12 protein-coding genes are annotated in these 16640 nt (G+C 39.9%); 11 read left to right on the top strand and 1 reads right to left on the bottom strand.

Annotation, left to right across the window (positions count from 1 at the left end; genetic code table 11):
- Positions 1-89: 89 nt before the first annotated feature.
- Positions 90-536: a hypothetical protein gene (locus F887_RS07025; protein ID WP_005295006.1), complete on the top strand. Its 447-nt coding sequence runs from the start codon at positions 90-92 to the stop codon at positions 534-536.
- On the opposite strand, the gene rlmKL is transcribed toward F887_RS07025, so the two are convergent.
- Positions 529-2733 carry a bifunctional 23S rRNA (guanine(2069)-N(7))-methyltransferase RlmK/23S rRNA (guanine(2445)-N(2))-methyltransferase RlmL gene (rlmKL, locus tag F887_RS07030; RefSeq protein ID WP_005295004.1) on the bottom strand — a complete coding sequence of 735 codons (2205 nt, stop codon included), beginning with the start codon at positions 2731-2733 and terminating at the stop codon, positions 529-531. The two genes, F887_RS07025 and rlmKL, sit on opposite strands and share 8 nt — an antisense overlap.
- Positions 2734-3018: 285 nt before the next feature.
- Between rlmKL and F887_RS07035 the strand changes: the two genes are divergently transcribed.
- The 10 genes from F887_RS07035 to F887_RS07080 all read left to right on the top strand — a co-directional run bounded on the left by F887_RS07035 (position 3019) and on the right by F887_RS07080 (position 16636).
- On the top strand, positions 3019-3390 hold the full coding sequence (locus F887_RS07035; RefSeq protein WP_005295003.1) for a hypothetical protein: 372 nt from the start codon (positions 3019-3021) through the stop codon (positions 3388-3390).
- Positions 3391-3530: 140 nt separating this feature from the next.
- The gene (locus F887_RS07040; RefSeq protein WP_005153914.1) at positions 3531-4547 is read left to right on the top strand and encodes an aspartate carbamoyltransferase catalytic subunit; all 1017 of its coding nucleotides are present in this window, start codon (positions 3531-3533) and stop codon (positions 4545-4547) included.
- Positions 4548-4559: 12 nt separating this feature from the next.
- Positions 4560-5792 carry a dihydroorotase gene (locus F887_RS07045; protein WP_005295001.1) on the top strand — a complete coding sequence of 411 codons (1233 nt, stop codon included), beginning with the start codon at positions 4560-4562 and terminating at the stop codon, positions 5790-5792.
- 198 nt (positions 5793-5990) lie between these two features.
- Positions 5991-6563: a hypothetical protein gene (locus F887_RS07050; RefSeq protein WP_005295000.1), complete on the top strand. Its 573-nt coding sequence runs from the start codon at positions 5991-5993 to the stop codon at positions 6561-6563.
- Positions 6564-6764: 201 nt separating this feature from the next.
- On the top strand, positions 6765-8180 hold the full coding sequence (locus tag F887_RS07055) for an OmpA family protein (protein WP_005294992.1): 1416 nt from the start codon (positions 6765-6767) through the stop codon (positions 8178-8180).
- 185 nt (positions 8181-8365) lie between these two features.
- Complete coding sequence (locus F887_RS07060; RefSeq protein WP_005294990.1) at positions 8366-9418, top strand: hypothetical protein; 1053 nt, start codon at positions 8366-8368, stop codon at positions 9416-9418.
- Positions 9419-9500: 82 nt separating this feature from the next.
- The gene (locus tag F887_RS07065) at positions 9501-10277 is read left to right on the top strand and encodes a Rossmann-like and DUF2520 domain-containing protein (protein ID WP_005294988.1); all 777 of its coding nucleotides are present in this window, start codon (positions 9501-9503) and stop codon (positions 10275-10277) included.
- Between the two features lie 84 nt (positions 10278-10361).
- Positions 10362-12971 (top strand): type VI secretion system Vgr family protein, encoded by a 2610-nt coding sequence (locus F887_RS07070; protein ID WP_005294987.1) that lies wholly within the window; start codon positions 10362-10364, stop codon positions 12969-12971.
- A 1-nt stretch (position 12972) separates the two neighbouring features.
- Complete coding sequence (locus F887_RS07075) at positions 12973-13890, top strand: hypothetical protein (protein ID WP_005294986.1); 918 nt, start codon at positions 12973-12975, stop codon at positions 13888-13890.
- The gene (locus tag F887_RS07080; protein WP_005294985.1) at positions 13883-16636 is read left to right on the top strand and encodes a T6SS effector BTH_I2691 family protein; all 2754 of its coding nucleotides are present in this window, start codon (positions 13883-13885) and stop codon (positions 16634-16636) included. The genes F887_RS07075 and F887_RS07080 overlap by 8 nt, the downstream gene beginning before the upstream one ends.
- Positions 16637-16640 lie beyond the last annotated feature (4 nt).

The raw sequence follows: 16640 nt of genomic DNA, 5'->3' as shown, positions 1-16640 counted from the left end.
ATTCAGGAATATTACCAAAGACATTGCGACTTGATGAAAAACTTGCTAGTTTCTTGAACAAATAAGAAAAAAATTCAGGATGAATTGCAATGGAAAATATCAGACATCATTGCACATATCGTTGTGTAGTTTTGTTGATTACCGCTTTCTCTTCAATGGTGCATGCTGCACAGCCATTGAATGAAGGGACACTCGCCTTACAAACGGGGATGCTGAATAATGCGCTCCCCAGTATTATCATTAAAGCTCAACAAGATGCCTTGAAGCCTGAAGAAGAACGTTGGCGTTCACAGCGTATTCTTAGCGATAAATTTTTGGGCGAGATTCGTGTTAGTACTGTCTTGGATGGCGTACTTTCATCTCATGAAGAGCAAAAGAAAATACTCGCTGTTGATACGAGAGACAAGGATAAGCGTGAGGCTACGATTAAGCCACATGCACAGCCACCTGATCGTTACATGATTTATGAATTCGAATCAGGTAACGTTCACGTGACTTACAATGATGACACTAAAGCTGAACTGGTAATTAAATAGCTGGGTGTTGAATTTTCCAAGCACGATGAATTTTTTGGTTGCGTTTAAAATCTAAACCAATGGTTTCAGAGGTGATTTCTTCAACTTGATACATCGCCTCAATTTCTTCATCTAGCTCAAAGCCACGATAGTTATTGGAGAAATACAAGGTACCATCACTGGTTAAACGATTCATTGCACGTTTAAGCAGTGAAATATGGTCACGTTGAACATCAAAAGTTCCATAAAACTTTTTCGAGTTCGAGAAGGTTGGTGGGTCAATAAAGATTAGGTCATATTGTTCATGACCTTCTTTTAACCACTCAAAGCAATCACTTGCAAAGAACATATGCTGTTCATCTGCGTGGTCTACCGTTAAACCATTCAGTACAAAGTTCTCTTTCGACCAACCTAAATAAGTATTGGATAAATCGACACTGGTGGTACTTGCTGCACCACCTAAAGCGGCATGCAGACTTGCAGTTGAGGTATAGCTATAAAGATTTAGGAAGTGCTTACCACGCGCTTCTTTGGCAATTCTCAGACGAATTTGACGGTGATCCAAGAACAAGCCAGTATCTAAGTAGTCGGTCAAATTCACTAAAATTCGTGCATCACCTTCTTGTACGATAAAACGTTTAGAGGCGGTACTCTGTTTGGTATATTGCGTGGTACCTGCTTGTCTTGCACGTGTTTTAATGAAAATAGCATCACGGTTTAAGCCTGTCACAGCGCGTATTGCAGCAAGCCCCAGGTTAAAACGCTTTTTAGCCTTTTCAGGATCAATGGTTTTTGGTGGTGCGTACTCTTGTACATGCAATCGATCACCATATAAGTCGACTGCAATATTGAAATCAGGTAAATCTGCATCATAAAGACGTAAACAGTAGACGTTCTCTTTCACAGCCCACTTTTTCAATGCTTGCATGTTTTTCTGCAAACGATTGGTAAAGTCTTCAGCGCCTTCAATTTTCTCAAATTGTTGGGGTTGCCAAGTTGCTAAAAATGGTTGTGTAACGGTTGCAGGTTTGACTGTACCAAAACGAACATAAATCGGTAATTTACCATTCATCAAACGTAAAATTTGTGGATCGTTAAAGGCAAGTACATCGGCCTGTTCAACTTGTGCAGCAATAATGGCAGCACGTTGATTTGGAAAATTCTTCTGCAATAGTGCAGATAAGCCTAAGTAGAGCGAACGGTTAGACGCTTTATCACCTAAACGCTCACCATACGGTGGGTTGGTCACAATAAAGGCTTTTTTTCCTTCAGCATGGAAATCATCCCAGTCTGCTAAAGTACGTTCTTCAATTTGAATCTTATCCAGTAAATTCTCAAAACCAGCGGCAATGATGTTTTGACGTGTTGCTTTTACTGCTTCCCAGTCTGCATCATATGCATAGAACTGTGGTAAGGGTTGCTGCAATGCTTTTTCATGGCGTTCAGCTGCTTCAGCTTTGAGCGTCATCCACAATTCATGGTCATGACCGTGCCAGCCATTAAAACCAAAACGGCGAACTAAACCAGGTGCGCGATCAGTTAAAATTAATAAGGATTCAATAATAAATGTACCTGAACCGCACATTGGGTCGAGGATAATGTCAGGCTGATATTGCGCGAGTTGTGCTTTTTGTAGAATCGCTGCCGCCAAGTTTTCTTTGATTGGCGCTTCGGTCATAAAACGACGATAGCCACGCTTATGTAAAGAATCACCAGAAAGATCTAAACAGTAGGTGTGTTCGGTTTTACCCGCTAAAGCATACAAGGTAATTTCTGGTTGTTTAATATCAATACTTGGGCGCTTGCCAACCGCTTCCATAAAGGAATCTACAACACCGTCTTTTACGCGCAAGGTCGCAAATTGAGAGTTTACTTTAATGTCACGTTCGATATGCAAACGAACGGCAAAGGTACTTTGTGGTGCAAAAATGAGAGACCAGTCAAAGCTGATTGCACCTTCATAGAGTTCTTCAGCAACATCACGCGCATCATGCGTATGTTCAAGCTCATGGGTATGAATAGGTAAAAGCACGCGAGAGGCCAAACGAGACCACATACAAATGCGGTAAGCGTTCTCCAATGTACCTTTAAATATTAAACGCCCTGCAAAACGTTGGATATTTTGAATGCCTAAATCTTCAAGCTCTTGTTGTAATAAGGTTTCAAGCCCGTCCGCACAGGTGACCCAATAGTCTGTTAGACGTGGTTTAGCGTTCATTCAAATTTCCAAAACATTTTTAGCAATCGGCTATTTTAACTGATTTTTATGGGTTCTGTCGGTGCATATTTGTTTGATTGTCAGCTTTATCATCTAATTATTACATTTTTTCTTCATTGAGCTGGGTTGATGTGGCATGAGGACCGTGATGTATTTCATTTTTATTGACTATTTTATTGCATAGTTGGTACAGCTTTTGCTTTTAGATTTGCAATACATCAGTAAACGATTTTACTTAAAGCTGATGAAATTTAAGAATTTTAATTTGATGGCTGTGAGGATATTATGAAAGAAAGCATGAATAGTGAAGTATCGGTCAATGCTGAAGCTTTTACGATTGCAACTCAAATGTATGTCCGTTTAAGACGTGTTTGTGGTCGTGTGATCGATGTAATGTATTTAGTCAATAATCAAGACTATGCCAAACATGTGCTTGAGGTTGCCCTAGCAACTCAGGATCAAGAACTCGCACGATTTGTTGCTCGTTTAAGTCCATTGATTGATCTATATGCTGAGCCAAGTGTAGCTGTGACAGAAGTGAAAGCCGAAGCTAAAAATGTAAAAGCTGAGGTTTTAGAAACCTATTCTGTGGAAGTCACTGAAGAGGAAATATATCAGGCACAAGTGCATCATCATTATATTGGTGCGTTACGCTAAGCGATAAGTCATTTAAAAAGATAAAATAAAAGGATGTCAGTGGGGAATTGCATCCTTTTTACTTAAGTGCTGAAAACTTCAACTACGAATGAAATCTAAAGTCTGTATAATGCGTTAACTTAACGTGTTAGGAATCTCTTATGCACTTGGCGGCATTGCATACTTTGAGTCAGATCCAGCTCAATCAACAAGGAAATCTAAAGCACTTTTTAACAATTGAAGGTCTTTCCAAAGAAACCTTAACCAAGATCTTAGATACAGCGCAAAGCTTTTTAGATGAAAATAATAATTTGATCAACCGTCCGTTACTTGAAGGACTGACGGTCATGAATCTGTTCTTTGAAAACTCTACTCGTACCCGTACCACCTTTGAGGCGGCAGCAAAACGATTGTCTGCCAATGTCCTGAATATTGATATTGCGCGTTCAAGTACATCTAAGGGTGAAACTTTGCGTGACACGCTGTGGAACTTGGAAGCGATGGCAGCGGATATTTTCGTTGTTCGCCATTCATCATCTGGTGCAGCGCATTTCATTGCTAAAGATGTGTGTCCTAAAGTTGCAATTATTAACGCAGGTGATGGTCGTCACGCGCATCCAACCCAAGCGATGTTGGATATGTTGACCATTCGCCGCGAAACCAAAAAGCCTTTTGAAGAATTAACTGTGGCCATTATCGGGGATATTAAGCATTCACGTGTGGCACGTTCAAATGTAGCTGCATTGCAAACATTGGGCTGTAAAGATATTCGTGTGATTGCACCGAATACGCTGTTGCCAGTCGGCTTTAATGAATATGGTGAGCATGTCCGTCTGTTTAATAAAATGGATGATGGCGTTAAAGATTGTGACGTGATTATCGCCTTGCGTATCCAAAATGAACGTATTGATTCGCCAGCTTTATCCTCACAGGCTGAGTTCTACAAAATGTATGGTCTGAATAAAGAGCGCCTTGCAATGGCGAAGCCTGATTGTATCGTGATGCATCCCGGGCCGATGAACCGTGGGGTTGAGATTGATTCAAGTGTTGCGGATGGCGATCAATCGGTGATTTTAAAGCAAGTCACCAATGGTATTGCAGTTCGTATGGCTGTACTCGCACTTGCGATGCAAGGCCAGTTACAAGAACAAGGTTTAATTGAAGCGATTGCACTGTAAGGGATAGATCACATGAGTATTGTAAAAATTGAAAATGTCCGTGTGCTCGATCCAATTCAAAATACTGATCAAGTCAAAACGGTTTATATTGAAAACGGTAAATTGATTGATGCAGTAGGTCAAGTCGATGAAAACATTGATGGGCAAGGCAAATGGCTCATGCCGACCATGGTTGACTTGTGCGCACGAATGCGTGAACCGGGTCAGCAACAGCATGGAACCTTAAAGTCGGAAGGTAAAGCGGCGCGTGCCAACGGTATTTTGCATGTAATTACGCCTCCCGATTCAAAGCCAATTGTTCAGGACAATGGTGCTCTGATTCATGGCTTGATTGAAAAAGCGCAATTAGATGGTGGAATCTATCTGCAAATTATTGGCGCGCAGACCCAAGGTTTGAATGGTAAACAGCCTGCCAATATGGCGGGATTAAAGAAGGGTGGCTGTACCTCAGTTTCCAATGCCAATGCTGCTTTTGATAATGATGATGTGGTGATCCGTACGCTTGAATATGCTGCTGGTTTGGGCTTGACCGTTGTGTTCTATGCGGAAGAACCACAAATTGCCAAAGATGGCTGTGCTCACGAAGGTTTCATTGCTTCTCGTCAAGGCTTGCCAATGATTCCTGCGATCGCAGAGACGGTCGCTATCGCAAAATATCTATTGATGATTGAAGTGACGGGTGTAAAAGCACACTTTGGTCTCTTGTCTTGTGGTGCATCGGTAGAACTGATTCGTATTGCTAAAGCCAAAGGTTTGCCTGTGACTGCGGACGTTGCCATGCATCAACTGCACTTAACCGAACAATTGACAGATGGTTTTAACTCTTTGGCTCATGTACGCCCACCGTTGCGTTCTGAACAAGATAAAACCTTATTACGTCAAGGTGTTAAAGAGGGTGTGATTGATGCAATTTGTACCCATCATGAACCATTGAGCAGTTCTGCCAAAATGGCACCGTTTGCAGAAACGCAACCTGGTATTACAGCATTTGATACCTATGTGGGCCTTGGTGTGCAACTGATTCAGGAAGGCGTATTCGGACCTTTAGAATGGGTGGCAAAAGTGACGTCGATTCCTGCACAAGTGGCTAATATGACGGAACGCTGGCAGCAAGAAGCAGGTTGGGTGCTGGTAGATCCAGAACTGAAATGGACTGTTTCTAAAGAAACCATTGTTTCGCAAGGCAAAAATACGCCATTACTCGGTCAGCAATTGACGGGTAAAGTACTGGCGACTTTTGCATAAACTAATGTGAAATAAGCAGAATAAGATGAAAAAGTCTTATTCTGCTTTGTAAAGTGTGATGTAGATATTGTATTTAAATTTTACAAATGTAGATAAAAATAAAAGAATTAGATTAAAGTAATAAAATAAATGAGATATACCTTACATAAAATTATAAAAACGAGAAATAAACTATTTAAATAATTGGAGCTTAATAACATGTCTATAAATCCAATGGAGTTACTTAAACAAAAAGTTTCATCTGTGATTGTGAATGACCAAACCTGTTTGGTAAATGAAAAAAATGATGTTCTATCAAGGTTTTATCCTGTTTTCTTGCATCGTTTTTTAGAGAAACCTGAATTGGTTGATCAATTAAAAGAAAAGCTTACGCCGTCTGTTTTTGATTTGTTGGAAGAAAATGAACGAGTAAAAAATGCATTGCTATTGCGGTTGGCCGCAGGCAAAGTTTCGGTTGCAGAGGCTGAACTGACGCTTAATCGAGCGATTCCAAAAAGTTTGGCTGTGCTGTCGAATGAAGTTGGAAATGATGCCATTAGCATTATTCATTACCTGAGAGAACATAAACAATCGATCAATGCACTGTTACCAAATTGGTCTGATGAGGTACTTTCACCTTTAAATGAAGTTCATGTTCCTGTACAGCCTATTGAAGAAGAGCCAGTAGAGCTTGATCTACCACCTGCGAAGAAACCTTATCGATTTTTTCCGTTTTTAACCCTGATTTTTGCAAGTTTTTCATTAGTTTGTTTATATCAACTCATCAAGTGAACGTTTGGCTGATTGAGGGTTAATACGCGCTATCTTGTACTTCACTTTGTAAAGTGTGATGTAAGTATTGTATTTAAATTATATAAAAACGAATAAAAAACACACAAGTGATTAGAATGAAAAAGCATCAGTTTGCTTGCGCTTCGCATTTTTCTTAAGCGATCTGAATATTATAAATTTAATGAGTTGGAGTGAATAACAATGTCAATAAACCCAATGGAATTGTTAAAGCAAAAAGTGACCTCGACGGTTGTGAGTGGTCAAGACAGTTTGGCGAACGAAAAAAGTGCGCTGTTATCTAGGTTCTATCCGATTTTTCTTTCCGTATTAGCCGCAAAACCTGAACTTATTCAGAAACTCAAAGAATCAATCTCACCCTCTTTACTTGATTTATTTGGACACAATGATCAAGTTAAAAATGCACTGTTGTCTAATCTTGCGGGTGGTCAGGTTCCACCTGCTGAGGTGGAGCATACTTTAAATCAAGCGATTCCAAAGAGTCTGGTTGCTTTGACCAATGAAGCAGGAAATGACACGTCAAGTATCGTGAATTATTTAAAACAACATGCCGATTCAATTCGCTCGCTTTTACCTGCATGGGCAGTCGGCTTGCTTGCGCCATTAGGGCTGGTCGCAAGTAGCTCAACCTCAGCTTCAAATTTGGCAAACACTGCCGCTGCAACTGGGACTAAATCACGTGCTTGGTTACCGATTGTGGCTGTCATTATTTTAGCATTATTGGTCGCATGGTTATGGAAGTCATGTCAGCATAAACAAGTGGCTGTTCCAGTCAATAATGAAGGTACTTCAGCATCACAAGTAACTAGCGATACGTCGCCTGCAAGCTTGTCTTTAACTACGGATGCCAGTGGCAATGTTGCACAATGTCAGGTCGGTGTGGGTGATCAAGGATTTTTGGCAAGCATTCAAGCGAAGGTCAAAGAAGTTTTCTCTTCCAGTCAGGACTGTACAGTAGATACTGCAACAACACATGCAGCAACATTTACTGATCAAGCAGGACTTGCTGGCGTGTTGGGATTGCTTAAAGGTGTCCCTAATCTCTCTTTGGATTGGGTGGGGGACAAAATTACGTTGAAAGGTGCTGATGCAGCCAAACTGAATGAGTTATTAGGCAAGATTAAAGGTTTGGTTCCAAATACAGAAGTTGTGATTGAAGCGCCTGTGAGTGCAGCCGATTCGGTAAGCAATAGTTTAAATGCCGCTCAGGATGCACTGACCAATATTGATAGCAATAAAGTTGACATCAATGAGGTGATTAAAGCACTTAATCTACAAATTATTAATTTCGCCACAGGATCGAATCAGATTCCAGATGAAAATAAAGCAATTTTAGATAAAGCCGCGACTTTACTGAAAACCGCTAAAGATGCAAAACTAACGGTTGCAGGTTATACCGACTCGACAGGTAATGCTGATAGCAATAAAGCCTTATCGCAGAAACGTGCGCAAGCCGTGGTCGATTATATTGTGAGCCAAGGCGTTGATGCGGCTCAATTGACTGCTGTAGGTCATGGTGCAGATAACCCCGTAGCAGATAATGCGACCGAAGAAGGCCGTTTCAAAAACCGCCGTATTGAGTTTTCTGTGACACCTTAATTTATCCTTCAAGTACTCTTTAAACAGGAGTTATTATTGTAATAACTCCTTTTATTTTAATTATTTAATTGCATGAATATGATTCTAGATCTGGTTGTTTGCATAAAATTCAAGAAAAGACTCGAAAGTCTAGATTTAAATTGAGTAGAATACGCCCGAAAAAAACAAGATAACAGGGTATTAATATGAATAAGCTTTTTATATTCACAACATTAACGGCAGCAGTTTTATTCACAGGTTGTGATAAGTTAAAGCCGAAAGATAAAGTTGAAAATACGGATAGTACAGCTGTTGCTGAGTGGAGCTGTACCAATCAAGACAACCTCAATAATATTCAGGCTGCATTAAAAAAAGCGTATTTAAAGCAAATAGAGCGCAGTTTACGTGACAGTGAATATCAAGCGGACTATACGATTTTAGATACCATCAATAAAGGTTTAAAGTTTGAAATTAAAAATGTGCGCACATTAGATGCCAGTGAAACTGAACAGACCTCAAAGACCTTATTGAGTTGTGAGAGCCAGCTTGTGGTTTCTTTTCCGAAAGGGTTGCAGAAACGTGCGGAAAATGCCTATCTTGAACAGCAAAAATATCAACACGATGGTGAGGATGAAGATCCAAGAACCTATACGTTGAGTGATTATTTCTCGGATAGTGATTATCCATTAACACTCGAAAATGACCACTTAAGCGGTGAGTTTTCCTATAATCTGACCAAAACAGATAAGGATGGTTTAGTTTTCAATATCCCTGATGAAAATGGCGTGATAGATGGTGTAGTGTTCATGGCAACCAAGGCGGTGCAATATGTTGCTTACTTAAAAGAAAATCGCTTGATGGAACAAAGTAGCGAACAGGCACAACAAGAGTATGATGCAGAATCTTCTGCCCAAATGGACTTGGCGCAAAAAGCGATGGATATTCGCAAGAAAGAGCTTGATGCTGAGAAATCCAAACAGGTCGAGCGTTTAAACCAAACATGGGATAAATTCAGCCCTGAACAAAAGTCACAATTACAGCAAGATCAAGCAGATTGGTTTGAAAAGCGTGATGTCGATTGTAAGGTGTTATCACAAAAAAGTGTGTATGACATTGCTGAAAAAGATCGTGAGACCTATCAGAAACAATCAGGTTATTGGAATGATGCAATGCGTCAACAAGATCGAGATATGCAATACACCAAATGTTTTACTCAACGTACGATTGAGCGTATTGTTTATCTCAACAATGTCAATTAAGTAAGCAAGCAGAACAAGGACGAATTGATTCGTCCTTTTTTTATTGGCATGCTTAAGCAATCACGATGAATAGATAGAGATTATGCGAATTACATTGATTGGCGCAGGGCGTGTGGCAACACATTTCGCAAAAGTATTGCAGTTACAGCATCAAATCGTTCAAATCTATAGTCGCGATTTACAGCACGCACAGACATTGGCAGATCAGGTCCATGCTCAGGCAATTGATCAGGTTCAACAACTTGAGCCAAAAACAGATCTGGTCATTATTGCTGTAAGTGATCAAGCAATTTCAAGTGTGATTCAAGCAATTACTCGATATTTACCAGACAATCTTATTGTCCATACTTCAGGCAGTACGGATTTATCGATACTTCAGCAGAAGCATCCGCGCGCTGGGGTTTTATATCCATTGCAAACCTTTAGTTTTGAAAGAGCAGTGAACTGGTCTGAAACGCCTTTGTTTGTCGAAGCAGTTCAAACACAGGACTTAACATTATTAACGGATTTGGCAAACAGTTTAAGCCAACGTGTTTATCAATATAGTTCTACGCAGCGTTTAACCTTACATTTAGCTGCTGTATTTGCTTGTAATTTTAGTAATTATTGTTATGACATGGCGAAGCAAGTGGTCGATGCTGAGCAGGTTGATTTTAGTTTGTTATACCCTTTAATGAGGGAAACTGCGAATAAGGCAACACTCAATGATCCTCGCCAAATGCAGACAGGGCCTGCAATGCGTGGTGATCAGAATATATTAAATATGCACACTCAGCTATTGGCAAATATGCATCGAAAAGACTTGCAAAATATCTATGCATTAATGAGTGAAGGGATCTATAAACGGCAAAGCAATTAGAATTAACGATAATTATACAAAATAGACAAATTAGTCTATTTTGTATAATATGTCTAAAATTTTATTTAATATTTTATAAAAAAGATGTTGGCTAATATATTTCAAGCGTTAGAGAGTCTCGGCCTTACAGCACAAAAACGTGCCATTCATATTCAATTTTCGAATCAAAATTTAAATACCCAAGTTTTCCTGCAGCGTATTGATGGGCAGCATCAACTCAATGCAGGCCTTAAAGCAGAATTAATTTGCTTGTCGACTAATGCTACCATTCCATTAAAACAATTCATTGGTAGTCAAGTTGCAATTGATAGTGTGACCGATCAAGGTCAATTGACCCGTGTCACAGGGATCATTACTCAAGCCTTACAAGGACAATCCGACGGCAGTTTAACTTTATATAAACTCACCCTCGAAGATCCAACTGCACTGTGGAAACAACGTCGTAACAGCCGCGTGTTTATGAACAAGAGCGTGCGTGATGTGGTGGAAATCATCTTTAAAGAATGGCAACAAAAAAGTCCCTTATTTGCATCCAGCCTCACTTTAGACCTAAGCGGACTCAGCCAAGACTACGATATCCGTCCCTTTATCATGCAATCCAATGAAAGCGATTATGACTTTCTCACCCGCTTGATGAGAAGTGAAGGGATTAACTGGCTGATTGATGAAGCAGCACACACAGTTCCACTCAGCAGTGCAGCCATCCAAGCACAAAAACTACGTCTAATTGATGACAATAGCCAATACCAAGCTTTAAACCGTCGACAGATTCGCTACCATCGCAGCAGTGCCACTGAACAATACGACAGTATGACCAGCTTGATCGGACAACGCACACTACAACCAAGCAGTGTCCATGTACAACGCTGGCAAGCCGATGCATTGGAACAAGAAGAAGGTGCAGGTAGTGTGCAAAGCACGCATCAACACAGTGAGCAACATGACAATGCCAGTCTGGGCTTAGAACAAGCATGGCATTTTTCACCCGCTTGGATGCAAGACCTAAATGGAGAAGACGGTGCAACTCAGTCTGGCAATGCCCAGATTGAAAAGCTCAATCAAAACCTAGGACAATACTACGACCTGCAATCGAAACAGTTTATTGCCCATACCACTGTCCGAGATACCCATGTCGGTTACTGGTTTGAATTGGCGGAACACCCTGAAATCGATCAACACAGTGGCGCAGACAAAGAATTCCTGATCACAGGAAAAAACTTCTATAACCAAAACAATTTGCCTAAAGATCTGAACCAACAGATTAATCGACTCTTGGCACAAAGCAATTGGCAACCCACCCAATACAACAACGCAGAAGAACGCCAAGCCAACCAATTGACACTGCAACGCCGCAATATCAAAACTGTCCCTGAATATCACCCACTACAACACCGACCTGCTGCATCCCCACAACGCGCCAAAGTGGTTGGACCAAGTGGTGAAGAAATTCATGTGGATGAATGGGGACGCATCAAAGTCCGTTTCCTGTTTACCCGCAATGACGACCATAGCCATGATGGTGGTGCAGGTAGCAATGACAATGACACCGATTCAGCTTGGGTGGATGTACTCACACCATGGGCTGGTGAAGGCTATGGTGCACGCTTCTTGCCGCGTATTAATGAAATCGTGGTGATCGACTTCTTTGATGGCAACATTGACCGACCATTTGTGGTGGGACGCATTCATGAAGCACAACGCAGCCCAAGCAAGTTTGATAATGCAGGCAAGTTACCTGATACCAAGAAATTGGCAGGGATCAAATCTAAAGAGTACCAAGGCGAAGGCTATAACCAACTGCGCTTTGATGACACCACGGGACAGATCAGTGCCCAGCTACAAAGCAGCCACGCTGCCAGCCAACTGAATCTGGGTAAACTGAGCCACCCCAAAGACAAAGCGGAAAGTGAAGATCGTGGTGAAGGGTTTGAGTTGAGGACAGACCAATGGGGGGCAGTGAGAGCTGGCGAAGGGTTACTGCTTTCCACGCACAAACAAGATCAGGCCCAAGGTGAACACCTCGATGCACAAGTTGCCAAGCAACAGCTTGAAGGCAATCAAAGCAATGCCAAGGCACTGAGTGAAGTTGCCAAGAATCAGCAGACTGATGAGATCGAGTCTCTAGAGCAACTGAAAGCCTTTGCCGAAGAAATTGAGTCTGATATTGCCAAGTTTAACAAGGCAATGTTGTTACTCAGCTCACCCGCTGGCATTGGCCTGAGTAGCAATGAAGATATTCATCTTTCAGCGGACGGACAGATTAACCAGTTTGCTGGAGACAGCATCAATCTGAGTACGCAAAAGAATCTGATTGCACATGTGAGTGGTAAAGCCAGTCTATTTGCGGCGCAAAATGGCATTAAGCAAGTGGCTGCAAATGGTAAGTTTGAAATGCATGCTCAAGGGGATGGCATGGATTTACTTGCCAAGCAAGGCATCCAGATTATATCAACTGAAGATCGGATTGAAATTACCAGCCCAAAAGAAATTGTGATTACCGCAGGTGGCTCTCAAATTAAGCTGGATGGTTCGGGTATTCTCCCAACGACGGGTGGCAAGTTTGAGGTAAAAGCAGGGCAGCATTTGTTTATGGGTGGGGGATCTGTGAATGTCCCTGCAATTGATTTACCTGACTGTTCTGCGAAGCAGACCGATGCAGCAAAAAATGGCTCGGCAAAAGTGATATTAGACTAGAATGAAGTTTTTACTGCCAAAAGAAGAGATAGCTTCTGAAAATTTAAGTGAATTAATCATTAACTTATTTGAACGAAATGGTTATGTCACTTTTTTGTGTGACGAAACTTTATTAAGTGGTTTTTTTGATGAGTTTATTGACAAATTAACCGATTATGAATTAGAGCAAATAGAGATTGCAGCCTCTAAAAAGAATAGCCGTCCAGCTCTTTTCTTTATAAAGATAAAAGTAAAAGAAGACTTGGAAGATTCATTAGATTTTATCATTCAAACTTTATTTATGAATTTGGATCAAAATGAAGATGGCTATTTTATTCATGGCTTTGGAATAGTAGATGATCTAAAAAAGACAGTTCAAATTTTTAAAAAGCTTGTTATTGCGAAAGATACAAAGAATAAATTTATTTTTCGATGGTATGACCCTCGTGTATTGGTTTATTTACCTGCAATCATTGATAAAAAAAGTGAACAAATTGAGTCATTTTTAGCAGATTGGCATTTTGTTTTCTTTAATGGTTTGTATGAAGTGAAAACTCAGGAAAAAAGGGCACTTTTCTCTCTTACTTTTACAAATGACGAGTCAGCAAAACTAGATTTAATTGAGTTGTCGAATACAGTTATCAAGCAATCTCTTATATATGACGAGCAGTTGTCGATTCGTCAGGATGAGGTATTAGAGTCACTTCATCATGCGATAAGGCAATATGGAATTTTACATGTAACAGATTTGATCGCTTATGGGATGTATTCCGTTATTTTGCATAAAGATTTTATGAGAAGTTCGCAAGTATCTTCAATAATTAGTCATTACTGGGTTGAGAGATTGGAAGCGAACTCTTTTACTACGGCGATGGACTATTTAGAAGAAAATCAATATTCACAAGTTAAACAAGAATGTGAAGAGGGCTACCATGGCTAATGACAAACCAACTTTTGCAAATAACATGACAAAGTTTGGGACAGTTGATCAACAACAGAAAAAATTAACCAAGACTTTAGGTGTCAGTCCCAATCCGAGTAAAATTAGCCAACAAGCTGCTGCATCCACAACTCAGAATAATAAAATACCAGTGACTCAGGTCGCTAAAAAAGAATGTACTAACTTTTGTCGACCTACAGGCATTAATATTTTACCACTTAAATATTCGGTAGCTCGTTTAGGAATAAAGCCATTACCAGCACAATTAGGGTCAAATGTAACCAATGTTCCGCTTAAGGAATACAAATATACAGTTCGAATGATTGACTCTGGGTATATTTATTTATTGATCAAAAGAAAATCTGGAAAGAAAGAATGGGTTGCGTACATTACCAATAAAAAAGGATTTCATCAGGAATTTCCTGTCGGTAGCAAAGCCCCTCTTGTGGCTCAGGATTTCGCCTGTAATAAAGCAGGCCATAGTGCCAATGCTTCTTTAATTACGATTCCTTCAGTCAATAATGATGATGCACAGACAGTTTATTTATTACATGCGCATGCACCACTCACTCAAAAAATGAGAGCGCAGTTTGAAAAAAATGCTGATCAGTACGCAACTTCAGGCTATTGGCAAAAAATAGATGTATCAAAAGGAGCTACTCAGCAACATTGTCTTTCTGGTGCTCAATTAACTACGATAGCGATGGCACTGGAAAGCTATGGTTCTGCTCGATGGGGGGCAATAAATAAGAAGTTTAGTGAGAAGCCGAAAGAGCATATTGGTGTTGCGCTATATGATCCGATTGGAATCACATCTAAGTTAAATGAAGATCGTAATATATTAAGTTTTCAAGGAATTGATAGTTTTTTAAAAGAAGATAAAGATGGTTTTAGCAATGAACATAAGCTTCAGACCATAACCTTAATCGATAATATGAAGCAAAACTTAGTTGCAAATTCCATTCAAGCAAAGTTCAAAATTATTGATTCAAATGAAGAGCAAAGGAAGAAAATTACAGATCCTTATCTGCAAGCAGCGATTCAAAGAGCTGAACGTATGGGCGATAAAAAAGGACTCGAGAATCTAAAGAATTTCGAAAAAAATGCGCCTGCAAAAGCTGCAGCTGAACTTGAGAAACAGAGAGCAGAGGCTGTTAAAAAAGCAACTGTAGATGGTAATAATGCATGGAAAAAATACCAAGCACAGTTAGATATGAATGGCTTGGAGAAGTTCCGCAAGGATGTCGATAAAAAATCTGAAGAGAGTTATGCTGCTGCAGCTCGGTATGTAGATGATCATTATAACTGGTTGGTTTCTTCTAATCTTTTAAAAGGTCTATTCTATTTTGACCAAAGTGAGGAGTTGAAACAGGGGAAAACACCGAAAGAAAGTAATGGTTTTATTTTCCATGCAGTCATTATGGACTTAATGTATGGCATGAATTTATTACAAAAAGGGAAAGATTTACTGAATAAATGGATATGTGAAAAAAAGGTTTCAGATAAAAACTTATTCCTGAGAGCATATTGTTTTAACAATAAACGGTTAATAGATGAATATGCCAAGATTTTTGAAAGTCCAAGTTCAACAAAAGATTTGCTGGATTATAGTAAACAGAGTTTTGGTGTGTTTACCGCAGCCGATGCAGCCTTTGATAGTTGGCTAGGCAGTATTGAAGGGAAAAAGTTTATTTCAGCACAAAACTTTAAGTTACCAGAGAAGCTACTCTACTGGATGTCTTTGATGTTGAATACAGCTCTAAAAGAGTTTGGCGATATCCGCTTAAAAACTTTACATATTAGTCAAATTACGGTTATGGCGACGCAAGGTGCACAACGTCATACGGCTCAATTGCTTTATTTAAGATCAGGGAACTTAGCTCAACAGGTTCCGTTGATGCGCTTGATGTATAACCTGGAGTTTAGAGCCGCTGCAATTGCAGCTTTACCGCAAACTGGTACGACGTATACCTACCGTAATACCAGAGCAGTGGAAATTAAAAACTCGGTATCCCTTGCAGTTAAAGGACAACCTGATATTACCAAAAACCGAATACTTGCTATCGTAGGTATTTTTGAGTTACTAAATTTTTACTTCCAATATGATGCGTGGAAGTCTGATATTAAAGATAAGCCAGAGCTATCCGTACAATTAGTGGGTTCGATGTTCTCAGTATCTGCTGTTGCATTTGATATGTTAGGTGAGAGTTGGGGACGTAAGACTGCGGCAGGTGCAGCGGCCTCTGCAGCAGCATTTAGATTGACTGCTGGAAGTCTTGGAACTTTAGGAGGTTTAACAGGTTTATATGTTGACTATAAAAATATTAAAGAAGCATCTTCTGATATTTTGGCCACAATATTAATATTTAGGCTCACTATTAATGTTTCTTTGACAATTGGGCAAGCCGGTGTGTTGGCAAGTGCAGTTGTTCAGTATACAAAGAATACAGTGATTAAAAGAATTTTGACCAAATTTACAACAAATGCTTTAGTTGCATTTTTAATGGGTGCCCGAGTAATTGCTGGGTTGAATCTTATAACATTAGGTTTAATTAGTGCAGAAATTTTACTTAAAAAATATGTTTTGGATGATGCAATGGAAGATTGGTGTCAGAAAACCGCATTTAAGTTAGCATCTGATCCTAAAAAAGAGTCTATATTTAAATCTACATCTAGGAATGAGAAGAAATTCAAAACTGCAGATGAAGAATATGAAGAGTTTATGAAAGCGATAGTGAGTGTTTAAAATG

This window comes from Acinetobacter sp. NIPH 2100 (genome assembly GCF_000369805.1).
In the GTDB taxonomy this organism is placed as follows: domain Bacteria; phylum Pseudomonadota; class Gammaproteobacteria; order Pseudomonadales; family Moraxellaceae; genus Acinetobacter.
The sequence above is the reverse complement of the archived record's forward strand: the minus strand, read 5'-3'. Positions and strand labels throughout refer to the sequence as shown.